Here is a 23,941-nt window from a genome sequence, read left to right as displayed (position 1 = left end):
TCACTCTACCTGTTTCCTTCTCTTAAATAACAACAATTTTTAAGAATAGAGCCAATGAAAAACAACCCCGGTATTCAATCACCAGGGTTGCAATCCTCATTATTTCAAACGATACACTCTCGCCTCATATGGCTTAAGAGTTAACTTGCTTACATTTTCATGGCTGTCTACATCATAGTTATTCAGTAAAAGGTCCGATGAAGATACTTCTAAGTCTTTAAGGTCACAAACGGTGTTCTTGGTGGAAAGGTTTGTGATCACGATCATGGATTGATCTTCACCTGTGCGGGTATAAGCATAAATTTGCTTGTCTTTTTCAAGTAGCAGGTCATAGATTCCGTACGTGAAGACATCTTCATTTTTCTTTAATTGGATCATCTTTTTGTAGAAATTCAGGATGGATTTTTCATCCTTTTCCTGAGCTTTTACATTGATTGTTTTATAGTTTGGATTCACTTTCATCCAAGGTGTTCCGCTAGTAAACCCGCTGTTTTCACCGTCTGACCATTGCATTGGCGTTCTGCTGTTGTCACGGGATGATGCCCAGATGATTTCCATAATATCCTTATGAGATACGCCTTCTTCACGCTTAAGACGATATAAATTCTTGACTGCTACATCATCATAATCTTCAATCGAAGGAAATTGAACATTCGTCATGCCAATTTCTTGTCCCTGGTAAATGAACGGTGTTCCCTGCATTAAGAAATACATGGTTGCCATAGCTGTGGCACTTTCTTTCCAGTATTCTTTGTCGTTCCCCCAAGTGGACACAACGCGGGGTTTATCATGATTTTCAATGAATAGTGCATTCCAGCCGTTGCCTTCAAGTCCTTTTTGCCAACGCGAGAGCACCTTTTTCAATTCGACGATGTCCAGGTCAGGATTTGTTTCAGCGTCCCATAAACCTAGATGTTCGAATTGGAAGATCATATCCATTTTACCGTTTTCTTTACCAACCCATAGTTCTGCTTCATCAGCCTTCACGCCATTCGCTTCTCCTACAGACATGACATCATAATTTCCATACGTCCGATCTTTGAATTCTTGAAGGAACGTATGAATCCCTTTTTGGTTCATATGCATATCGAAAGAAGAAACGTATTTTTGCTTTTTCGGATTTGGCATATCAGGAAGACCCGGACGTTTCTTAATATGGCTGATGGCATCGATTCTAAAGCCATCGATTCCTTTATCAAGCCACCAGTTGACAGTATCATAAAGAGCATCGCGCACTTCTTCATTTTCCCAGTTCAAATCAGGCTGCTTCGTAGAGAATACGTGAAGGAAATATTGATCTGTTTCTTCGTCATACTTCCATGCCGACCCTCCAAAGATGCTCTCCCAGTTATTCGGCTCCTTGCCTTTGACCCCATCTCTCCAAATATACCAATCACGTTTTGGATTGTCTTTAGAACTCTTAGACTCAATAAACCATGGATGTTCGTCACTTGTATGGTTAAGCACAAGATCGATGATCAGCTTCATATCTCTCTTATGGACCTCTTTAAGGAGTTGATCGAAGTCTTCCATCGTACCGAAATCCTCCATGATATCCTGATAATCTGAAATATCATATCCATTATCATCATTAGGTGATTTGTACATTGGACAAATCCAGATCACATCGATACCTAATTCTTTAATATAATCCAAACGTTGAATCACGCCCTGTAAGTCGCCAATTCCGTCTCCGTTTGAATCCTGAAAACTTCTAGGATAGATTTGATAGCCTACCGCTTCTTTACGCCATGCCTTTTTCATCGTAACACCTCATCAAAGTATAGTAAGATACAAACGCTTACATTTAATGCAATCGTTTGCACTATTAGTTTAAAAAAAAGAACCATTTCATTTAATATATTGACATTAATAGTTTACAACCTTCTTCTTCACTTATCAATAGATAAATTGATTCTAAGCAAAAAAAAGAAAGTGGTTACAAAGTATTATTGTGCAAAAACAAAAAAGCACCCAACCATTGTCAGGTGCCTTGATCGTTAAATTGCGGCTTTTTCTTCTGTTTCTTCAAGTACACGTACAAATTGACCTTCGTTTAAAGGATAGCCTGCTTTCGCGATTTTCACTTTCACAAGCTTTCCTACCATGTCTTCCGTTGCAGGGAAAACCACTTTCAAGTAATTATCCGTGTATCCAACATAGAGATCATCTTGGTAAATTTCTTCAGGGATAACCTCTAATACTTCATTTTCAAACTGAGAAGCGTATTCTTTCGCTAATTGATTCGAAAGTTCAATCAAACGATGAACTCGTTCGTTCTTGATATCTTCATCGATTTGGTCGTCCATACGTGCTGCAGGTGTACCTGTTCGCTTCGAGTATGGGAACACATGAAGCTCTGAGAATTTATGTTCATTGATGAAGTTATATGTTTCCATAAATTCTTCTTCCGTTTCACCAGGGAAACCGACAATGACATCAGATGTAACTGCAAGACCCGGTAAAGCCTTTTTAAGCTTTTCCAAGCGCTCTGCAAAGAATTCCATCGTATACTTTCTGCGCATTCTCTTAAGGACCGTATTGGATCCTGATTGAAGTGGAATGTGTAAGTGTCTGACAACAATATTGGATTGATCAATCACTTCAATGACTTCATCCGTCAGTTGACTGGCTTCGATGGAAGAGATACGAATTCTTTTCAGACCCTTCACTTTTTGCTCCAAGTCTTTAAGAAGCATGGCAAGGTTGTAGTCTTTCATGTCCTCTCCGTATCCACCTGTGTGAATTCCTGTCAGGACAATCTCTTTATACCCTGCATCCACAAGCTGTTGAGCTTGATGAATCACTTCTTCAGGGTCACGGGATCTCATAAGTCCACGAGCCCATGGAATAATACAGAATGTACAGAAGTTATTGCACCCTTCCTGGATTTTAAGAGAGGCACGAGTACGATCCGTGAATGCCGGAACATCCAGCTCTTCATATACACGATTTTTCATAATGTTTGTAACACCATTGATTGGTTGGCGTTCTTGTTTATATTCTTCAATGTACGTTAACATTTTTCTTCGGTCTTGGGTACCAACCACGACATCAACGCCCGGAATCGCCATAATTTCGGCAGGGGATGTTTGAGCGTAGCACCCTGTTACACAAATCACACCGTCAGGGTTCTTACGGATGGCACGACGAATGACCTGTCTGCTTTTCTTATCCCCTGTATTCGTTACCGTGCATGTGTTAATGACATATACATCTGCGATCGAATCATATTCTACACGTTCGTATCCTTCTTCTTTAAATAGTTGCCAAATGGCTTCTGTTTCGTAGTGGTTCACTTTACACCCTAGAGTGTGAAACGCTACTGATGGCATTACAATCACCTCATAAGTTCTAATTGATAGCTGATGGCTGATAGGACATACAATGGAGCAGTCTCCGTCCGTAAGATTCTGGGACCTAAACCACAGGAAATAAATCCTGCGCTCTTACACATCTCTACTTCTTTTTCCGTTAATCCACCTTCAGGACCGAATACGACCAGGACACTTTGTCCATTCTCAATCGTCGATAACACCTTTGAAAGATTTCCTTTTTCTCCAGCTCTTGCTTCTTCTTCATAAGCGATCAGTTTGAAATCAAACTGCGCCTGTATTAATTGTTTCAATGAAATGGGTGCAGATACATCGGGAACAAGGAGTCTATGAGACTGTTCAGCTGCTTCCTTGACGATTTTCTCCCATCGCTCTACCTTTTTCCTTGCTTTCTTATCGTCCCACTTCACAATGGAGCGATCCGCATTAAAAGGGATAAATTGAGTGGCTCCAAGCTCTGTTCCCTTTTGGAAAATCAACTCCAATTTATCCCCTTTCGGCAGTCCGCTCGCAATGGTTACTTTAATTGGTAATTCTTTCGTCGTTGTTTCCCATTTTACTATTGATAGTTCTACTGCGTCACTGGAAATCGTTTCAATACGGGCAAGCGCTGATGCTTGATCCTTGAAAACAGCAAATACTTCATCATCTTCCTTCATTCTCATGACACGAACAATATGATGATAGTCATCCCCTGTTATCGTAATCGGATCATTTTCTCGATATATGTCATCTATAAAATATCGTTGCATACAGTTTCAACTCCACCGTTTTTTACTTGCCTTTACATAGGCTTCTTAGCGATAATAGCGACCCAGTCTTCCATAACCATAATTTCTTCTATTATAAATCCGGCAGTCTCCAGTGCGTCACGTACTTCTTGCTTCTTAGGCTGGATAATCCCAGAGGTGATAAAGAATCCGCCCGGTTTCACAAGTTCGTAGGCATCATCTGTAAAGCGTAAAATGATTTCAGCCAAAATGTTCGCTACAATCACATCGGCTTGCCCTGTAACGCCATTCAATAAATTGTTCTCGTCGACCGTCACAGTTTGTTGGACTTTGTTCAGCTTCACGTTTAGTCTTGCTGAACGAACAGCCACTTCATCCAGGTCATACGCTCTTACATTGTCTGCAGCCAACTGTGCAGCAGCAATGGATAATACACCTGAACCTGTTCCTACATCGATGACCGTATCATGTTCTTTAACGATTCTCTCAAGAGCCTGGATACACATGACCGTTGTAGGATGAGTTCCTGTCCCGAATGCCATTCCTGGATCCAGTTCAATGATGAGTTCGTCACTGTGAACCGGTGTATAGTCTTCCCAAGTAGGGACGATTGTAAATTTATCGGAGATCTTCACAGGATGGTAGTATTTCTTCCACGCCGTTGCCCATTCTTCCTCATTCACTTCTGAAATCTCCACTTTGTTTTCACCAATGTCGATATCATACGTAACCAGGTTCGTAATGCCCTGCTTGATCTCATCAACGGTTTCACCAAGAAAGCTATTTACGGGTAAATACGCTTTGACTAAGACACCTTCACTCGGATAATCATCAGGATTGAGTTGGTAGATCTCTCCAAACATATCTTCTCTTTCCTTAATTAATTCGGCAGGGTCTTCAATGACCACACCGCTTGCTCCAGATTCATGAAGAATGTTTGAAATAGGTTCAATCGCTTCATTCGTAGTAAGAATACTGATTTCTGACCATTTCATTGATCTACCAACTCCGTTCTTTAGTTATTCGCCTTTAAAGGCTTTTTTTACTTTATCAAAAAAGCTTTCATGCTGTTCGTCTGGTACCTGTCCGCTAATATCCGCAAACTCTCTTAATAGTTGCTTTTGCTTATCCGTTAATTTAGAAGGAGTAACCACCTTCACTTGAACATGCTGATCACCTGTACCGTATCCACGTACATTCGGTACTCCTTTACCTTTCAAACGGAATCTCGTGCTTGTTTGAGTTCCCGCAGGTACTTTCAGCTTTACTTTTCCGTGCAGCGTTGGTACCTCAATTTCATCACCTAATGCAGCTTGTGCAAACGTCACAGGCATTTCGCAATAAATATCATCTCCGTTACGTTCGAAGAAATCATGTGAGCGAACGTGGAAGACAACGTACAAGTCACCCGCTGGTCCACCATTTATACCTGGTTCACCTTGACCAGTAACACGCAGCTGTTGACCATCATCGATACCAGCCGGAATTTTCACAGAGATTTTACGGCGCTTCTGTACTTTACCAGCACCGCCACATGTAGAACATTTTTCCTTGATTTGTTTACCTGTACCGTTACAGTAGTGACAAACGCGTCTGTTCACAATGCGGCCGAACGGTGTATTTTGTTCCACATTTAATTGACCAGATCCATTACAGTGAGAACATGTATTGACCTTTGTTCCCGGCTTCGCACCAGAACCATGGCAAGTGTCACATTCTTCCTCTCTCGGAATCTCGATTTCTGTTTCTTTTCCAAATACCGCTTCTTCAAATGTCAGAGACATCGTATACTGAAGGTCCGCACCTTGTCTAGGGGCATTCGGATCTCTTCTGCGGCCTCCGCCGCCACCGAAGAACGTATTAAAGATGTCTTCGAAACCACCGAAACCGCCGCCGCCAAAGTCTGCGCCACCGCCGAAACCTTGGTTAGGGTCCGTATGTCCAAAACGATCATATTGTGCACGTTTCTGATCATCACTTAATACTTCATAGGCTTCCGATATTTCTTTGAATTTCTCGTCCGCATCCGCTTCTTTATTAATATCCGGATGATATTTTTTGGAGAGCTTGCGGTATGCTTTCTTCATTTCGTCTTTTGAGGCATCTTTTCCGACACCGAGTACCTCATAATAGTCCCGTTTACTCATTAAAACACCACTCCCGAATCCTTTGCATAAAGGTTATTTTAACATTGAGCTTCGACTATTATCAATAAAAACTCAACATTCCTTATATTTGATTGTGTCTGTTAGATGAATTGAATCATCTTCCACTCCCTTCAATCATAGAAAAAGTCAAAGCCAAGAACCGCCCTGACTTTGACTTTTTCGTTCATTCTGGATTATTTCTTGTCGTCGTTTACTTCTTCGTATTCAGCGTCGACTACATCGTCGTCTTTCGAAGCTTCGCCTTCTGCTCCTTGAGCTGCTTGAGCTTCCGCTTGAGCCTGCTCATAAAGCTTCATCGTTAAGCTTTGAACGATTTCCTGTAATGCATCTTTCTTTTCACGGATAAGATCTAAATCGTCTTTCTCGATCGCTTCTTTCAGTTCAGCTTTCGCATCTTCCGCTTTTTTCACTTCATCTTCTTCTACTTTGCCTTCAAGATCTTTTAACGTTTTTTCCGTTTGGAATACAAGTTGGTCGGCTTCGTTGCGAAGTTCAACTTCCTCTTTACGTTTTTTATCCGCTTCGGCATTTTCTTCTGCTTCCTTCACCATGCGTTCTACTTCATCATCTGAAAGACCTGTAGAAGATTTGATTGTGATGTTTTGCTCTTTACCTGTTCCAAGGTCCTTCGCACTTACATTCACGATACCGTTCTTATCAATATCGAATTTCACTTCGATTTGAGGTACGCCCCGTGGTGCCGGCGGAATGTCCGCTAATTGGAAACGACCTAGCGTTTTGTTATCAGCAGCCATTGGGCGCTCACCTTGTAATACATGGATATCAACAGCTGTCTGATTATCCGCAGCAGTTGAGAATGTTTGTGATTTAGACGTCGGGATCGTAGTGTTACGCTCGATCAACTTCGTTGATACGCCACCCATTGTTTCGATACCAAGTGATAGTGGTGTAACGTCAAGTAAGACAACGTCTTTTACGTCTCCAGTCAGAACTCCACCTTGAATCGCTGCCCCCATCGCTACAACTTCGTCAGGGTTAACACCTTTAGATGGCTCTTTACCTGTTTCTTTTCTGATCGCTTCTTGTACAGCCGGGATACGAGTTGACCCACCAACAAGAATGATTTTATCGATTTCACTTGCAGAAAGACCAGCATCTTTCATCGCTTGACGAGTTGGACCCATTGTACGTTCTACAAGATCTGAAGAGATTTCATCGAATTTCGCTCTTGAAAGAGTCACTTCCAGGTGAAGTGGTCCAGCTTCTCCAGCCGTGATGAATGGAAGTGAGATCTGAGTTGAAGTAACTCCTGAAAGATCTTTCTTCGCTTTCTCAGCAGCGTCTTTAAGACGTTGAAGAGCCATTTTATCTTTAGAAAGGTCGATGCCGTTCTCTTTTTTGAATTCAGCTACAAGATAATCGATGATCACTTGGTCAAAGTCGTCTCCACCTAGTCGGTTGTCGCCGGCAGTAGAACGTACTTCGAATACACCGTCACCAAGTTCAAGGATAGATACGTCAAATGTACCGCCACCAAGGTCATAAACAAGGATCGTTTGATCTTGGTCCATCTTGTCTAAGCCGTATGCCAGTGCAGCTGCCGTTGGTTCGTTGATGATACGCTCAACTTCAAGACCCGCGATTTTCCCGGCGTCTTTTGTAGCTTGACGTTCTGCATCATTGAAGTAAGCAGGTACTGTGATAACCGCTTTTTCAACTTTTTCCCCAAGATAGTCTTCTGCATATGATTTTAAATGTTGAAGAATCATAGCTGAAATTTCTTGTGGCGTATATTCTTTTCCTTCAGCTTCTACTTTGTGATCTGTCCCCATGTGACGTTTCACTGAGATGATCGTGTTTGGATTCGTGATGGCTTGACGCTTCGCTACTTCCCCAACCTGCTTTTCACCATTTTTGAACGCAACAACTGAAGGAGTTGTGCGGTTTCCTTCTGCATTTGCAATGACCTTTGGCTCTCCGCCTTCAAGTACTGATACACATGAGTTTGTCGTACCTAAGTCAATACCGATTATTTTACTCATAGTAAGAAACCTCCCTAATTTGTATATGTAATGTCTTTATTATTGATTGACCTTCACCATGGAAGGACGAATTACTCTGTCTTTCAGTTTGTATCCTTTTTGGAATTCCTCAACAACAACATTGCTATCGACGTTTTCCTCTTCTGTTTGCATAACAGCTTGATGCAAATGAGGATCAAACTGTTGACCTACTGCTTCAATTGGCTCTACTCCCTCTTTCTTAAGGGCTTCAACAATGCTTCTGTGAACCATTTCCATTCCTTGTAGCAGTGTTTTCGTTTGATCATTATCAGCTTCTATATTTAAAGCACGCTCGAAATTATCAAGTGCTGGCAATAGTTCAGTAATCAGACCTTGAGCACGATATTTCTCCTTCGCTTCGTTTTCAACATTTACGCGTCGGCGGAAGTTATCGAAATCAGCTCTTAAACGAAGATAACGATTTTCAGACTCATTCAGCTTTTCTTCTAATTGTGAAAGCTCATCTGATTCGTGTTCTTCTTCTGTTACTACTTCTACTTGAGGTTCTTCAGCGAATACTTCTTCAACCGCTTCGCTTTTTTCCTCTTTTGCTTCTTGCTGTTCTTGTTTTGTTTCTTCAGACATAACATTCACCTCCTTAAAAATCTGCGACCAATTCAAGGCGCCGGAAGTCAATCAAACCTGCTTCCGGGGTCCTTTTTTCCTTTATACAATATGTCCACTAATCTTCACTTTGATACAGTTTCGTAAGAACCTTGGACATATCATTTGAAAAGAAATTAAGTAAACTAACGACACGGGAATACTCCATTCGAGTAGGCCCGATAATCGCAATGGAACCTAATTGTTCTTTACCAATAGAATAAGTAGCGGTTATGAGACTACAATTCTCCATAGCAAGATGATCATTTTCTTTCCCAATCTTAATATTCAATCCTGTAGCGGAAGGCCGAATCAAGTTGTAGATACTCTCTTCCTGTTCAATCATTTCAAGGAGCATACGAACCTTTTGGACATCATTAAACTCAGGCTGATTAAGTATATTGGTTTTCCCTCCAAAGAACAGCTTATCTGTGACCGATGGATTAAAAGAGTCCGTGATGGAGTGGAGGATAAAATCATAGTTCTGAATATGCTCTCTAAGTAAAAGAGCGACTTCCTTAAAGATTTTATCGTTCAATTCACTAATCGGGACCCCCGATAGCCGGTCATTCAGGATGTACACGAGCTTCTCAAGCTCTGCTGCGTCCATTGTAGGCGGGATGTGGAACAGTTTATTTTCAACATGCCCGTTATCCGTCACGATAATGGCAATAGCCGTATCTTTGTTCAGAGGGATAAGTTGAATTTTCTTCAGCTTATTCTCCTTCAAATCAGGTCCTAATACGATTGTCGTATAATTCGTCAGCTCTGATAGAATCTTTGCCGATTTCTGGACCACTTTCTCCAATTCATATATTCGCTCTGTGAAAATAGAGCGTAATGCATGAACATCGTTCTTCTTTAATTTCTGAGGAGAAAGCAAGTGATCCACGTAATAACGATAACCCTTTTCAGATGGAACACGTCCTGAAGAAGTATGTGTTTTTTCAATAAAACCCAATTCCTCCAAATCAGCCATTTCATTTCGAATCGTAGCCGAACTGAACGAAATCTCATCCTTCTTGGACAAGCTCCTGGAACCGACAGGCTGAGCTGATAGAATAAAATCATCAATGATCACTTGAAGAATTAGAAGTTGTCGATCTGTTAACAACATTCATCACCCCTGTTAGCACTCTCTTCTGATGAGTGCTAAATCTAATTAATAAATTATCAAATCAGAAAAGGGATGTCAATATATTAGATTGGCTCTTTTCGTAAAGTCAGTTGCTTTTGAAAAAGCGAGTAGTGGTTGATTTCCGCTTCAGGTGCTCGCTTTCCGCGGGGCGTGAGTTGAGCCTCCTCGGGCTTCGCTGTGAGGTCTCAACTGTCTAGCTCCGGCGGCTAGCCCCTCGAGGTCATAAGCTAAATGGCCCAAGAAGGCAAGAAACGCCTTCCCGGCCCATTCACCTTATGCTTGTCGGGGCTGGTCGAGCCGCCTCCGCTTTTCCTACTTTCCCGCTATCCCCGCAGGAGTCGAGCACCTTCCGCTCCAATCAACTTTCTAAGCATGAGTTACTAGCTGTAGACGAACATAAATACCATACACCTTTAGGATGCATCCATTAGATTACACCAAGGAAAGATTGAAATACTTCGTTTCCTAAAAAGCGACCCTGTTTCGTAAGCGCAACCCGCTCTTCATTCACAGTAAGCAGTTTTCGTTTCTCCATTTCTTCAATGGATGAACCGAATACAGATTCGATACTGCAGCCAAATTTGTGCTGGAATACAGATTTACTCACTCCCTCTACCTTACGTAAGCCGAGGAACATTTCCTCTTCCATCATTTCGGCTTTGGTGACTTCATGCTGCTGGATGGTGGGCAGGAAACCTTCTGCAATCGGGTCCATATATTTTTTTAGGGGACCGTAATTGGAATAACGTACTCCGTTTATATATCCGTGTGCACCGGCACCTAAACCATAATATTCATTATTGTTCCAATAAACGAGATTATGTTGGCTTTCAAATCCCCGTTTAGCAAAATTACTGATTTCATATTGATTGATCCCATATTTCTCCATCGTTTCGATCAAGATTTCGTACATGGCCGCTTCCTGATCTTGAGTTGGAAGTGGCAGCTTCCCTTTTCTCATCAGGTTGTAGAAAACCGTCTTTGGCTCTACGATAAGCGAATAAGCCGAGTAATGGGGAAGATCAAGGTCAAGTGCTTTCTTTAATGTATCCTGGAAATCTTGCTCTGTTTGCTTAGGCAGGCTATAAATCAGATCAATGCTGATATTCGAGAATCCTACTTTTTGAGCCGTTTCCACAGATGTATACACATCTTCGCTTTTATGCGTGCGTCCTATTCCTTTTAGAAGCTCATCATTGAATGACTGGACACCAAAGCTCAACCGATTCACACCGTGGTCCTTTAAGACTCGGAGTTTATCTTCGGTCAAATCTCCAGGGTTTGCTTCAAAAGTGAATTCACCCTGATCAAAAGGCAAATGAGTAGTGATGGATTCGCATAACGTTTCCAGCTGGCTTGCATTCAATGAAGTAGGAGTGCCGCCCCCGACAAAAATTGTATCAAGTTTGTCTTGGGTCATGACCCTATGCTTCATTTCATTCCCTAAGCTTGTTAAGTATTCGTTTACAGGCTGTCCTTCTAAAAAGACTTTATTAAAATCACAATAGTGACAGATATGTTCACAGAAAGGTATATGAATATAAGCTGATTTCACCAAGTTTATCCCTCCTTTGGGGGCATTCATAGAGAAAAGGGGGTAAGCAGTGCTTGTTTAGTACAAGCCACTTTCCCCCTTTATCATCAAGACAATTATTTTTTATCTGTATCGTCCATTTTCAATACGGCCATAAAGGCTTCTTGTGGAACTTCAACAGAACCAACGGACTTCATACGTTTTTTACCTTCTTTTTGTTTATCAAGAAGTTTACGTTTACGTGAGATATCTCCACCGTAACATTTTGCCAGAACGTTTTTACGAATGGCCTTAATGGTCGATCTTGCGACGATCTTTTGACCGATCGCTGCCTGGACGGGAACTTCGAATTGCTGTCTTGGAATTAATTCCTTCAACTTCTCAACAATTAGCTTCCCGCGTTCATAAGCGAAGTCGCGGTGAACAATAAAGCTTAAAGCGTCGACATTTTCAGCGTTTAAAAGGATATCCATTTTCACAAGCTTGGATTCTTTGTATCCAATCAGCTCATAATCAAATGAAGCATATCCTTTCGTATTGGATTTTAGCTGATCGAAGAAATCATACACAATTTCAGCAAGTGGAATTTCATATACGATGTTCACTCGCGTATCATCCATATACTGCATGTCGATGAAGTTACCTCGTTTTCCTTGACAGAGCTCCATTACGGCACCGACGTAATCGTTTGGAACCATGATGGTAGCTTTAACATAAGGCTCTTCAACATGATCCACTTTTTGAGGATCCGGCATCATGGACGGATTATCCACTTTCACTTCTTCCCCATCTGTCAGCTTAACATGATAGATAACACTTGGCGCTGTCGTAATAAGGTCAATCTTAAATTCACGCTCAATACGCTCTTGGATGATTTCCATATGAAGAAGGCCTAAGAATCCACAACGGAATCCAAATCCTAACGCTTGAGATGTTTCCGGCTCGTACTGAAGTGCAGAGTCATTCAATTCAAGCTTTTCAAGTGCTTCTCTAAGATCGTTATAGCGGTTTGAATCGATTGGATATAAACCGCAATAGACCATCGGGTTCAGTCGGCGGTATCCAGGTAATGCTTCCTGTGCAGGGTTTTTCGCCAGGGTGATGGTATCCCCTACACGGGTGTCCCCAACGTTTTTGATAGCGGCCGTCAGGTAACCAACATCCCCGACTGTCAGTTCTTTCTGACCCGTCGCTTTCGGAGTGAAGACACCGATCTCGGTCACTTCAAACTCTTTCCCTGTTGCCATCATACGAACCTTATCCCCTACTTTGACGCTGCCTTCCATCACACGGATGTAGGCAACGACTCCTCTATATGCATCATATAAGGAATCGAAGATCAGCGCTTTTAATGGCGCATCGGGATCTCCAACTGGTGCAGGTACCTTCTCAACCACTTGCTCCAGGATTTCTTCAATCCCGATCCCTGCTTTAGCAGAGGCAAGTACCGCTTCAGATGCATCAAGTCCGATCACGTCTTCCACTTCTTGACGCACTCTTTCCGGATCTGCTGCCGGAAGATCGATTTTATTGATAACTGGAAGGATTTCCAAGTTATTATCTAAGGCAAGATACACGTTCGCCAATGTTTGGGCTTCAATCCCTTGAGCAGCATCCACTACAAGGATGGCCCCTTCACAAGCAGCTAAACTACGAGATACTTCGTATGTAAAGTCGACGTGCCCTGGTGTATCAATGAGATGAAAGATGTATTCTTCCCCGTCTTTCGCTTGATACTTTAATTGCACAGAATTTAATTTGATTGTGATTCCACGTTCTCTTTCCAGATCCATTGAATCTAGCAATTGCTCTTTCATTTCTCGTGCCGTCAGTGCTTTCGTTTTCTCTAAAATACGATCGGCAAGGGTAGATTTCCCATGATCTATATGAGCAATGATCGAAAAGTTTCTAATTCTTGATTGTCTTTCTAATTTCTCTTCACGGTTCATTATACGTTCAACTCCTGTTATTTCCACACATGTACACTATTTTGAATTATAGCAGTAGACAATATATTATTCAATGTAAACTAAAGGGCTATGCAGGAATTGTCCATTTTAAAGCAGGACACTTTTAATTCGATGGCACAAATCCACTTATTATTGGACATCAAAAAGAGAAGGCAGTACTGTTTTCCAGCCTTCTCTTCCCGCTTATATTTAGATTAACGAAGCGATAAAGTTCATTATTTCGTTGGTAATACTTTCAATGGTATTCGCCAGTGCTTTCCCGATCGAAGAAAAGGCATTAAAGGCTTTCATATCTTCTAATTTCTCTTTCTTTTCGCTTAACGTTTTGGATTCAACTTCATTCCCGAGGAAAGACGCCTCCACGTTCCCTTCCCCGTCCTGACTCACTCCCACCGGAGAAGTGAAGTTCTGCTGTTCATGCCCCTTCATTTCCACAATCCCCTGATTGGCATACTGCATTCCCATCAGAACCCCAATAAATAATGCAGATATAAGCAGTGCACATTTAAAAAAGAATTTCGTCATGGTTTCATTCATCCTTTTTATTACTGACTTACTGCAGGAGTGACAGGTATATGATTCACCTTTTCAGCCTGCCAATAATAATCAGCGAATACTTCGGCGAAAGCCTGCGCGGATCGTTCCAATTCTTCAAACGTATTATCCACTCCGCCAAACTCCAGTAACATGGCGTTACTTGAAAGATCCTGATTGAACTTACCGTTTGTACCGCTTCCCTTTTTCGCAATCACTCCACGTGAAATACCTTTATAGTTAGCTTCCAATAACTTATGAAGCTCTGTTGCCACCTTTAAATTCTGTTCGTAATTCGGATGCTCTTCCCCGACTACAAACGCGAGCTTGGCATAGGATTTGCCATTAATGGTTCCCGTCGTAACAGCCCTTCTTTGTGAATCACGATGTATGTCAACGAGATACAGCAAGTCTTTATTACTCGTCATGGCAGCCTGGACTAAGGGCCTGGACTCCTGATATGCAGCCCAATAATCCAATCCTTTATTGTTCAGGTTCGCTATCACATCGGTTTTATCGATGGTCGTTCCAATCCCAAGTCCCTCTAAATGCTTCTTCACCATATCTCCCACCTTGGTGACATTTACTTCCGAATGCATGGCTGAATCAGGATTTGTTACTCCCTCCAAGTAAGGCAGATAGGATTCACGGGTATGTGTGAAGTAAAGATGAACCGTCTTTTTATCTCCAGTTGATAAAGGCGGGGACACATCTCCACTCTTTTGATCCGATTCATTAAAATTCTCTACATTCTTGAGTGGTGCTTCATTCCCAGCCTCAAGTGCTTCGGGAGGAGGGACAGATTCGATCGGCATATTCGTAAAATCCGTCCCCTCCCCGGCCACTAGAATGTCACCATCAAAAATCGAAAATCCCGGCAGTTCTCTCCCCAGGAAGCTTCGGGGATCTTCAAAGCTCACATTGGTAGCCACCTGAAAAAGGAGGGATGAAAAATTCGGTAAAGCCTGCTCTTCTTCAGTCAATATTTGATTAAAAGACCGGTTTTCTAATGCCAAGATCTTATATAATGCATCACCCTTCACATTGGAAGCCGCTTGATTCAATGAATGCGATGTAATTCTATACTCAGGGTTTAAGGAAGTGAGGATGCCCGTTATCGAAAAAACGGAGAGTAATCCTACTACGAAGATCAACATCCCTTTCAGTATCGTTGACATATTAATCGCTACTACATAATTGGACGCTTTATACGACCTCATTCTCCCACCCTTTCCTTTACTCTACTCTAGTACAATGTATGTCATTACTAGAGATAGTAGAACTATATTTAGTAGTCATTATGAGGTTATTGGTGGAAAGTTAAACGGGGGAATCTATTATTTTTAGGATGGGTGGCAAGGTGGGGGTGGGGTTCGATAGCTAGGGTGAGGTGTAGTGAGGTGAGTAGGAAGTTTCAATTTTTGAAGGGAGAACTGCAATTTTCAAGATGGATTAATCTCTTTCAGGTAAAGATCACTCCTTTTATCTATCATCTCCGGTGTCAGCTTCATATAAATCCCATTTTTTATAGATATATTCCATCTACATTTTTGGATATCGGCGAATTTTTCAATTTAACGGCGAAATTCCTAATATATCGGCGAAATGGTTTCTCTCCAATGAATCCACTACAAAAAAACGCCTCAAGGTTCACTACCTACCCCTAAGGCGCTACTTTCATCTTCAACCTATCTAGTCTGATACCCCGTATTTTCCTGATCAACGGCATCATGTAGTGCCGCATTCAATCCGCTTGCTATGAGGTTGGCCATATCTTCCATGAACACGTCCACTTCTTTAGGGGTGACCATCAGGTTGTGACCGATCGGAGCTAACACCTCATGAATCAGTTTTCGTTTTTCCTGATCCTCGAGGGTCCCCACAATTCCCATGAATGTTTGACGATGCTGTTCTTCCGGAAGATCTTCTTCGGTTAATTTTCTTCTTTCACCGAAGCTTAATCCTGCCGGGGCGAGAGATCTCGAAGGCCGCCCCCCTTCTCTCATCTCTTTTCCAAAATGTTTTAAAAGAAAGTCCACTGTATCACTTACGATGGTGACAGCATCGAGTACGGTCGGAACACCGATGGCAATAACCGGAACACCTAACGTTTCCTGATCGAGACCTTTTCGTTTATTACCAACTCCAGATCCCGGATGTATACCTGTATCAGAAATCTGGATGGTGGAATTGACGCGCTCAATGGAACGGGAAGCAAGGGCATCGATGGCGATGATAAAGTCGGGTTTGGATTTTTCCACAACACCGAAAATGATATCGCTCGTTTCAATTCCCGTTAGCCCCATCACACCAGGAACGAGGGCACTGACCGGTCGATAGCCCTCTTCCACTGATTCCGGCTGCAGTTCAAAAAGATGTCTCGTCACGATGATATCCTCACATACGCGGGGTCCCAATGAATCGGGGGTTACATTCCAGTTTCCGAGTCCAACAATCAAGCAGCTTGCATTTTTACTGATATTATTGTTAATTAAAAACTGATTAAATTCATTCGCAAATACTTTTTCTACTCTTTGTTGCAGTTCTGCATCTTCCTGGCGAATTCCATGAGCCTCGATGGTTAAGTAATTACCAGGTTTTTTACCGATTTTCTCTTCCCCTTCAGGTGTAACGGTGACAAGGGAAACTTTCACCCCATCTTCTTCCTTCTCTTTAATCATGACACCTTGTATCGATGACGTATCCTCCGCTTTATCACTGACCACCATTTCTCTTGCTTCAACGGCAAGATCGGTACGTACGGAATATTTACTTAGATCGATTTCTTCGTTCTTCATTTCGACTCTACCTCCAAGCTTGGGATCTTATCTACTATTTTTTATGTTTACCTTTTTCGTATGGGTTCATTCACACGTTTAATTTCACTACATAGTATTGCAATATCACTGTTCGTTTGATAAAATATCATTTGTTCTTATTGTTTAGGAATTTAAATCGAGTCACATAGAATCTCGATCCTTTTATAGGAGGTGACAGGAATGCCAAATATTAAATCAGCTATCAAGCGTGTAAAAACTAGCAACGAGCGTAACGCTCAAAACGCTGCTGTGAAATCTTCAATGCGTACTGCTATCAAGAAAGCAGAAGCTGCAGCTGCTAACAGCGCAGATAACGCAAAAGAATTAGCAACAGAAGCGGTTCGTCAATTAGACAAAGCAGCTCAAAAAGGTCTTATCCACAAAAACGCTGCGGATCGTCAAAAGTCTCGCCTAATGAAAAAAGCGAACTAATTGAAAAAACCACCTCGCCCCAAGGGCAGGTGGTTTTTCTTTTGATCTCTATCATTAACGAATCGAAAGTCTTCATGTAAAGCTCTGATCATGAAGTTTAAACAAAAACATTTCAATCATCAATTCTTTTTTGATTTTTCCTGTTTTGATTTCGTAATCTCCTTGTGATAACAATTCGATGATATGGGCAAGTTGTTTATCGTTGAAGTGCTTCGCCTGCCCTGCTGCCAGTTTGACCCGGAAAGGATGAACTTTCAAGTAGGACGCGATTTTTTGCTGGCCGTATCCTCTTCGTGATAGTTCTTTCGTTCCGTATATGAGCCTGAACTGTCCTGCCAGGATCGAAAGAATTTTCAATGGCTCTTCATTTTGCTTGAGGAGATCGTAATAAATTCTTAATGCCTCATCAATCCTTCTTTGAACGACCTTATCCACTAGGGTAAAAATATTTTGTTCCAGGGACCTTGCTGTTAATCGTTCCACCACTTCCACATCGATTCTATTTGTATCGCTTGCATATAAGGAAAGTTTGTCCAACTCTTGGGTGAGCATCATTAAGTTTGTTCCAGCGAGGGTGAGCAGTAATTCAATTGCATCTTCATCTATCTGAACACTATTAGAGGCAGCCCGTTCTCTTACCCACGATTTTAACTCATACTCGTTCAGCTTTTTTGCCTCTACGACTTCTGCCAGTTTCTTCAAGGACTTCGTAATCTTCTTACGCTCGTCCAGTTTTTCATAATTCGCCGTAAAGACCAGAACTGTATAGGGAGCAGGGGATTGTATGTATTGTTCCAATCGTTTAATGTTATGCTCTACCTTCTCTTTTGTTTTTTCAGCTGTCAAAAAAACAGGGTTTTGGATAATGACAACCCTTCTCTCTCCCATAAACGGAAAGGTTTCTGCATCTTCTATCGCTACTTCTATCGGAGTTTCTTCCAGATCATAACTGGAAAAATTAAAATCCATTTCTTCTTCTGAAAGGGCACTTGAGACTATTCTTTGTTTCGTTTCATTAATAATAAATGACTCATTTCCGTAAACTAAATATATAGCTGAGAATTGAGATTTCTCTATTTTCTTCCAAATATCAATAACCAAGTCAGCACTCTCCATTAATTCTTTTCTCTACTCTATGGTAAAAAAGCTTTTTGGTTTTGACAAGGGGTAAAGGGGACATCCGTCATATGGGACACCCCCTATATCTATATTAACGTTAACGGAGAAGACCTAGGAACCTTTTCCGTTAAGCGGTATTTCCTTTGTAATGATTAGTGTCACCCAGGATGGCGAACTTATAGGTGACAACTCTTGTCAGTAAAGGAAAAAGTAAAGGGAAGTATAGATTTTTTAATAGCGATGTTCTATACTAGAATAGAAATAGGAGGGGTAGTTGTGAACCAATTTGAAAAGAATGTACAATCAAAAAGAAATGATGCAGTAGATTCAGGCGTTGGCTTTATTGTTTCTTTTGGATTCTTTGCTACAATGTTCGTTATTGCAACTGTTATTAAGTTAATTGGCTCTTAATGAAAGATAGGAGGCAGACCTTAAAGATTCCGGTTTCTTCAATCGCCATATATGGTACTGGTGTATCATACAGATGGTTTGAAGGCGCCTGACTCTTTGTGATGGGTCTGCCCCTTTTTCATTAGCGCTTAATTTGTTTTGTAATACATCCTATGGCAGGTGGGCTGAAAACGTTCCTTTTTTATCCCCAAAACGATAGGTTATCGCCCCATTTTCTCCGGTGCTATATATAGTCATTCCTCTTCTCTCCAATCGTTCCACTACTTCAGGATGAGGGTGCCCAAATCGATTGGTTTCACCCGCAGAGATCACCGCAACAGACGGATTCGTTTCAACGAGGAACTCTTCAGTTGTACTCGTATTACTCCCATGATGACCTACTTTTAACACATCAATCGGCAAATCAAAGGTTCGGATGAACTCTTTCTCCCCTCGCTCTTCTAAATCCCCGGTAAATAACCATTTCAAAGATCCGATTTCTCCATATAAGACAATGGAGTCATTATTGCCTTCATATTCCTCATCCTGTGGCGAAACAACATGCAGCCCATCCTTATCACCATCCCAACTGAATGGATACCGGGCTTCCTTAACAGGAACCCTCTTTTGCCGGGCGAATTTCACGATTTTTTTCATTTCACCTTTATCCTCGCTGTTAGGGCTGATCAAGACTTCCTTCACTTTCATTTCCTCAAGAACCGCTTCTGTTCCGCCAATATGATCGAGATCTCCGTGTGTTAATATCAGGGTGTCAATGGATGTGATACCTTTACTTTTCAAAAAAGGAACGACGATGTCTTCCCCTACAGAAAAACGATTCTTTCTCTCTTCCCATTTTTCTTTCGGAAACTGCATTTCCCCACCTGTATCGATAAGATAGGTTCCTCGATTGTATGGCAGCTTGATCAATGTAGCATCACCTTGTCCAACATCCATGAATACGATCTCTCCATAGGGATTATAGGTGTTGATGAGCAGGTGCGAGGCTCCATAAAGAATCAAGAACAATCCGGAAAGCATATATTTCCTTTGTTCAAACCAAACGAACACAACGTAAATAACGATGAAATAACCGAGCAGCAAAAGAAAGTGAGGCTTCCCCAGCACAATTGTACTGAATGGAAAAGATGCAATCGCCGAAGAGATCCATTGTATGCAATCCAGAAGGTATTTATAAATGAGCAGCAACCACTCGAGAGATAGAAAAGACGTCAGAAAATAGACAATGATGCAAAGGGGAAGAACCATGATCGAGAAAAGGGGTACATAAAGAAGATTCGTGAGAAAGCCTATCAAAGAGAATTCATAGAAATGATAGATGACGATGGGCAGTGAAGATAGCTGGGCAACAAGCGTTACTTTAAGCAATTGAACGATGGATGAAGAGGTATATAAAATAGCTGATGAAGATACAACAAGAGAAAAACTCACTATAAATGACAGCTGAAATCCCACATTGAAAATAGAAAAGGGTTCGTATAATACAATGATGATGAACACTACCGCCAGACTGTCAATCGTATTTAAGCCCTTTGCCACTTTTCTGCTCATAAGAATCACAATCAGCATGGAGGATGCCCTGATAACAGAAGGTGATGCTCCTGTCAGTACGATGTAACATAGGAGTAAAAAAATCCCTATCCATGTCACCGCTTCTTTTGTAATGCCTACTCTTAATAGGAAATAATGGAGAATGGCAAAGATCAACCCGACGTGCAAGCCCGAAATCGCCAGTAAATGAACGACGCCGAGCTCCCTGAATGCCTGCATCGTATCTTCTGAGATCATATTCGTTTCCCCAAACATCAACGCTTGGGTCACTCCTACTGTTGAAGATGGAAATTCCCTTTCGATTTTCTTCAGTCCATTGAATCTCAGATGTATGAGGGCGTGTTTCCATTTGCCTTGATCCACGCATCCCCCGAAAGCTTGTACGTCGAGAATCCAATAAACTCCCCGCTGAGCTAAATAACTTTTATAATGAAATAAGTTTGGATTTTTATTCGGTTTGGGTTCTGTCAACTCTCCTTTCACTTCGCAGACAAAACCGGGCTTCACTTGTTGAAATTGTCGTTTTTCTTCCTCTGAAGAGAAATAAAAGCGCACGAGAACCTTTTCCTTCTTTATTTTGGCCAAGGAAACAAAGGTACTTCCATCGATGGTTGGTATGTCATTGATTACGATTTGAAAGACGTTTGGTGCAGGTTCTGATGGCAGAACGGTTTTCTGCCTTTTTTCTTGAATCGTGGTATTGAAAAAGGAAATGAAAAGAAATAAGAAGCAGAAAAGAAGAACGGTGAAGGTCATTTTCCTGAGGAAAAGGGATAGAAGGAGCAAAGCAAGAACGACAGCACCCCAATGGAATTGAAGTGCCATCAGCGTCCCTGAAAGTACTGAAAATGCCAGGTAAAGGCATATTCCTCTATTCATTAAAGAGTTTTATGTATTCTTGTTCATAGTAATTGAGCTTTTCTTCTGCAGCACCCTGTTTTCTCAAGTCTTCAATTAATTGGACCATCATGGAGGCTTTTTCTTTGTGTTTTACGTCGGTGCTGCTTTCGTCAAAAGCAACTTTCTCAACATGGACGCTTGCCTTTTCGAAAAGTTCAATGGCGTAAGGATGATTTTTATAGTCTTTTGCGTAATAAACCGTTTTGATTCCTGCCTGAATAAGAGCCTTACAGCATTGAAGACATGGGAAGTGCGTAACATAAATATCCGCATTCTCCGTTCCCACGCCGAACTTTGAACATTGCAGCAGGGCATTCATTTCGGCATGGATCGTCCTCACGCAGTGATTGTCAATCACATAACATCCTTCATCTATACAATGATCCCCTCCTGCAATGGACCCATTATAACCTCCTGCAATGATTCGTTTTTCACGAACGATGGTTGCCCCGACTGCCAGTCTTGTACACGTACTGCGCAGGGCAAGGAGCTGACTTTGAGCCATAAAATATTGATGCCAAGCGATTCTTTCCATCCCCATTCCTCCTTCTTTGATTTTTAGCTACATTTTATTTGTCTGTTTAAGTGTATAAAGACTTCCTATGTTCGTCAATTCATTGAACATAAATATATTCTTTTAATTTCTCAAAGGTTTTTTCACCGACTCCAGAGATGTTTTTAATTTCTTCTATAGCCTTAAAGGGACCATTTTCTTCACGATATTGGATAAAAGTCGACGCTTTGGCAGGACCAATTCCTGGCAGGGTTTCGAATTCCTGTTGTGTGGCAGTATTAATGTTTATTCCATCCTTTCCTGAATCGGCCCCGGGCATCGAAGGAGCCAGCCGGGTTGTTTCAATTTCTCCGATTTTGGGTACATAAATCATCATTTCGTCTGATACCTTTACAGCTAAATTGATCACTTTCTTATCTGCTTCTGCGGTGAAACCACCGGCTCGATCGATTACAAACTTCAGCCGATCGCCCTGCCTCACCTCATACAATCCAGGGTGAACAACCTCTCCCTTTACGTCAACATACACTTTTTCGACGGATTCCACTTCTTCAAGCTCCTTTTCTTTTTTAGCAGGGGCTGCTGTAAAAGTAGCCTCTTTCACTGGAGCTGCGGAAGCATTTTTTAATATATATGCAATCAGGACAATGGCACAAATCATCAGAATCACAAGGACTGTTCTGTATTTTTCAATTAGGGACTGCACAGGAAATCACCTCTGGTGGAATATTCATTGCAAGAAATTCATAAGTTTTAGGAGAGAGTGTGATAGAAGGAGGGCTGCACATGAAAGTAGGTATCATTGGAACGGGAAACATGGGGAAAATCATTATTGAAGCTCTCATTGAATCAAAAGCGATTTCTCCTTCACATCTTCATATTACGAATCGTTCAATAAAAAAGGCCGAGGATATAAAAGAGAAATGGAACAAAGTGAATGTGAGGTATTCAAATGAAGACGTAATTGCGTCATCTGACTTGATCTTCCTTTGTGTGAAACCTCATGATGTGTATGATGTGATTCAGGAGAATAAGAAAAGCTTTACAAAGGACAAATGCGTTGTTTCGATAACCAGTCCAGTTAGCGTGGATCAGCTAGAGTCGTTACTGACCAGTTCCTGCGCCCGATTCATTCCAAGCATTACAAATCGCGCACTAAGCGGGGTGTCACTTTTAACGTATGGAAGTCATTGTTCAGATAAATGGAGACGAGATTTAACGAGGCTGGCTGAGCATATTTCCACACCTGTAGTGATTGATGAAAATGTGACGCGAGTGGCTTCTGACATTGTCAGCTGCGGGCCGGCTTTTTTCAGTTATGTCACACAAAGATTTATTAACGCTGCTGTGGAAGTGACGGAAATTGACAGGGAGACGGCTACTGTTCTGGCATCCGAAATGCTAGTTGGTCTTGGGGACTTATTAAAGAAAAATATTTATACATTACCGACACTTCAAGAGAAAGTTTGTGTAAAAGGTGGAGTGACCGGAATAGGCATTTCAGTCATGGAAAGGGAATTAGGAGATGTTTTCGAAAAATTATTTGAAGCTACACAAGAAAAGTTCGTGGATGACATTGAAGGAACGAAATCACAATTTGGAGTCTAGCAGGACTCCTTTTTTATATTTCGACATAAAATGAATTTTCCCTTCTTTTTTAACGCTCTTTTCGCAAAGATTGTTATTTTTAACATAAGTTCTGCATTGCTCTGTCAATTAATGTGTGCTGGATGGTGAGGGGAACTGCTCCGCTTGCAGCTAGCGTTCGGCCGAGCCTCCTCAGCTTAGCCGAACGGGGTCTTGGCACGCCCGTACATCCGCAGGAGTCTACGCAGTTCCCCTCACCATCTTCAACATAATTTCTGTGACAGAGCTTCAACATGTACAAGAAAGTCATTTAACTAGAAAATATAATTCTTCTTTCATAAAAGGGAAATCAATCTCTACCCTTAATTAAGGTTGTTTGCTAAAATTCTTGTTCTGATTAATTTCCTTAAAGATACATGCTCAGAATGTTGATTGAAGCGGAAGGATGCTCGACTCCTGCGGGAATAGCTGGACAGTACGAAAAGCGGAGGGGCTTAGCTCAGGGGCGACAAGCATAAGACGAGTCTGCCGGAAAGGCGCACTTTGCCTTTTTGGCAGACTTGGCTTATGA

At 41.6% G+C, this 23,941-nt stretch carries 20 protein-coding genes; 3 read left to right on the top strand and 17 right to left on the bottom strand.

Annotated features, from left to right (window positions below):
• Positions 1-99: 99 nt before the first annotated feature.
• The 13 genes from ACFQWC_RS01875 to gpr all read right to left on the bottom strand — a co-directional run bounded on the left by ACFQWC_RS01875 (position 100) and on the right by gpr (position 16,835).
• Positions 100-1,764 carry a glycoside hydrolase family 13 protein gene (locus tag ACFQWC_RS01875; protein WP_299738518.1) on the bottom strand — a complete coding sequence of 555 codons (1,665 nt, stop codon included), beginning with the start codon at positions 1,762-1,764 and terminating at the stop codon, positions 100-102.
• A gap of 236 nt (positions 1,765-2,000) precedes the next feature.
• A complete protein-coding gene (mtaB, locus tag ACFQWC_RS01870; RefSeq protein ID WP_299738520.1) occupies positions 2,001-3,335 on the bottom strand; it encodes a tRNA (N(6)-L-threonylcarbamoyladenosine(37)-C(2))-methylthiotransferase MtaB in 1,335 nt (444 codons plus the stop codon).
• A 5-nt stretch (positions 3,336-3,340) separates the two neighbouring features.
• Positions 3,341-4,087 carry a 16S rRNA (uracil(1498)-N(3))-methyltransferase gene (locus tag ACFQWC_RS01865; protein ID WP_299738522.1) on the bottom strand — a complete coding sequence of 249 codons (747 nt, stop codon included), beginning with the start codon at positions 4,085-4,087 and terminating at the stop codon, positions 3,341-3,343.
• Positions 4,088-4,119: 32 nt separating this feature from the next.
• Positions 4,120-5,061 (bottom strand): 50S ribosomal protein L11 methyltransferase, encoded by a 942-nt coding sequence (prmA, locus tag ACFQWC_RS01860; RefSeq protein WP_299738524.1) that lies wholly within the window; start codon positions 5,059-5,061, stop codon positions 4,120-4,122.
• 24 nt (positions 5,062-5,085) lie between these two features.
• A complete protein-coding gene (gene dnaJ, locus ACFQWC_RS01855; RefSeq protein ID WP_299738526.1) occupies positions 5,086-6,213 on the bottom strand; it encodes a molecular chaperone DnaJ in 1,128 nt (375 codons plus the stop codon).
• A gap of 194 nt (positions 6,214-6,407) precedes the next feature.
• Positions 6,408-8,237: a molecular chaperone DnaK gene (dnaK, locus tag ACFQWC_RS01850; protein WP_044339598.1), complete on the bottom strand. Its 1,830-nt coding sequence runs from the start codon at positions 8,235-8,237 to the stop codon at positions 6,408-6,410.
• Positions 8,238-8,276: 39 nt separating this feature from the next.
• The gene (grpE, locus tag ACFQWC_RS01845) at positions 8,277-8,843 is read right to left on the bottom strand and encodes a nucleotide exchange factor GrpE (RefSeq protein WP_341356605.1); all 567 of its coding nucleotides are present in this window, start codon (positions 8,841-8,843) and stop codon (positions 8,277-8,279) included.
• A gap of 97 nt (positions 8,844-8,940) precedes the next feature.
• Positions 8,941-9,975: a heat-inducible transcriptional repressor HrcA gene (gene hrcA, locus ACFQWC_RS01840; protein ID WP_044339688.1), complete on the bottom strand. Its 1,035-nt coding sequence runs from the start codon at positions 9,973-9,975 to the stop codon at positions 8,941-8,943.
• A 451-nt stretch (positions 9,976-10,426) separates the two neighbouring features.
• Complete coding sequence (gene hemW / locus ACFQWC_RS01835) at positions 10,427-11,584, bottom strand: radical SAM family heme chaperone HemW (RefSeq protein ID WP_377105809.1); 1,158 nt, start codon at positions 11,582-11,584, stop codon at positions 10,427-10,429.
• Between the two features lie 65 nt (positions 11,585-11,649).
• Positions 11,650-13,482: a translation elongation factor 4 gene (gene lepA, locus ACFQWC_RS01830; protein ID WP_374054341.1), complete on the bottom strand. Its 1,833-nt coding sequence runs from the start codon at positions 13,480-13,482 to the stop codon at positions 11,650-11,652.
• A 210-nt stretch (positions 13,483-13,692) separates the two neighbouring features.
• Positions 13,693-14,028, bottom strand: coding sequence for a DUF3679 domain-containing protein (locus tag ACFQWC_RS01825; RefSeq protein WP_299738534.1), 336 nt, complete (start codon positions 14,026-14,028; stop codon positions 13,693-13,695).
• A 20-nt stretch (positions 14,029-14,048) separates the two neighbouring features.
• Entirely contained in the window at positions 14,049-15,257 is a 1,209-nt protein-coding gene (gene spoIIP, locus ACFQWC_RS01820) for a stage II sporulation protein P (RefSeq protein WP_377105806.1), read from the bottom strand.
• 468 nt (positions 15,258-15,725) lie between these two features.
• Positions 15,726-16,835: a GPR endopeptidase gene (gpr, locus tag ACFQWC_RS01815; protein ID WP_299738538.1), complete on the bottom strand. Its 1,110-nt coding sequence runs from the start codon at positions 16,833-16,835 to the stop codon at positions 15,726-15,728.
• A gap of 201 nt (positions 16,836-17,036) precedes the next feature.
• Here gpr and rpsT point away from each other — a divergent pair, with 201 nt between their 5' ends.
• Positions 17,037-17,288 (top strand): 30S ribosomal protein S20, encoded by a 252-nt coding sequence (rpsT, locus tag ACFQWC_RS01810; protein ID WP_377105804.1) that lies wholly within the window; start codon positions 17,037-17,039, stop codon positions 17,286-17,288.
• Positions 17,289-17,360: 72 nt separating this feature from the next.
• Here rpsT and holA read toward each other — a convergent pair whose 3' ends face one another.
• A complete protein-coding gene (gene holA / locus ACFQWC_RS01805; RefSeq protein WP_341356607.1) occupies positions 17,361-18,389 on the bottom strand; it encodes a DNA polymerase III subunit delta in 1,029 nt (342 codons plus the stop codon).
• 294 nt (positions 18,390-18,683) lie between these two features.
• Here holA and ACFQWC_RS01800 point away from each other — a divergent pair, with 294 nt between their 5' ends.
• On the top strand, positions 18,684-18,818 hold the full coding sequence (locus ACFQWC_RS01800) for a YqzM family protein (protein WP_044339687.1): 135 nt from the start codon (positions 18,684-18,686) through the stop codon (positions 18,816-18,818).
• Between the two features lie 150 nt (positions 18,819-18,968).
• Here ACFQWC_RS01800 and ACFQWC_RS01795 read toward each other — a convergent pair whose 3' ends face one another.
• The 3 genes from ACFQWC_RS01795 to ACFQWC_RS01785 all read right to left on the bottom strand — a co-directional run bounded on the left by ACFQWC_RS01795 (position 18,969) and on the right by ACFQWC_RS01785 (position 22,489).
• Entirely contained in the window at positions 18,969-21,194 is a 2,226-nt protein-coding gene (locus ACFQWC_RS01795; RefSeq protein WP_377105801.1) for a DNA internalization-related competence protein ComEC/Rec2, read from the bottom strand.
• 46 nt (positions 21,195-21,240) lie between these two features.
• Positions 21,241-21,804, bottom strand: a complete 564-nt coding sequence (locus tag ACFQWC_RS01790; RefSeq protein ID WP_377105799.1) for a ComE operon protein 2 — start codon at positions 21,802-21,804, stop codon at positions 21,241-21,243.
• Positions 21,805-21,883: 79 nt separating this feature from the next.
• Entirely contained in the window at positions 21,884-22,489 is a 606-nt protein-coding gene (locus ACFQWC_RS01785; RefSeq protein WP_377105797.1) for a helix-hairpin-helix domain-containing protein, read from the bottom strand.
• An 80-nt stretch (positions 22,490-22,569) separates the two neighbouring features.
• Between ACFQWC_RS01785 and comER the strand changes: the two genes are divergently transcribed.
• Positions 22,570-23,391 carry a late competence protein ComER gene (gene comER, locus ACFQWC_RS01780; protein WP_299738548.1) on the top strand — a complete coding sequence of 274 codons (822 nt, stop codon included), beginning with the start codon at positions 22,570-22,572 and terminating at the stop codon, positions 23,389-23,391.
• The last annotated feature ends 550 nt before the right edge of the window (positions 23,392-23,941 follow it).

This window comes from Rossellomorea sp. GCM10028870 (assembly GCF_042666755.1).
Classification (GTDB): Bacteria; Bacillota; Bacilli; order Bacillales; family Bacillaceae_B; genus Rossellomorea.
This window is presented reverse-complemented; position numbering and strand designations above follow the sequence as displayed.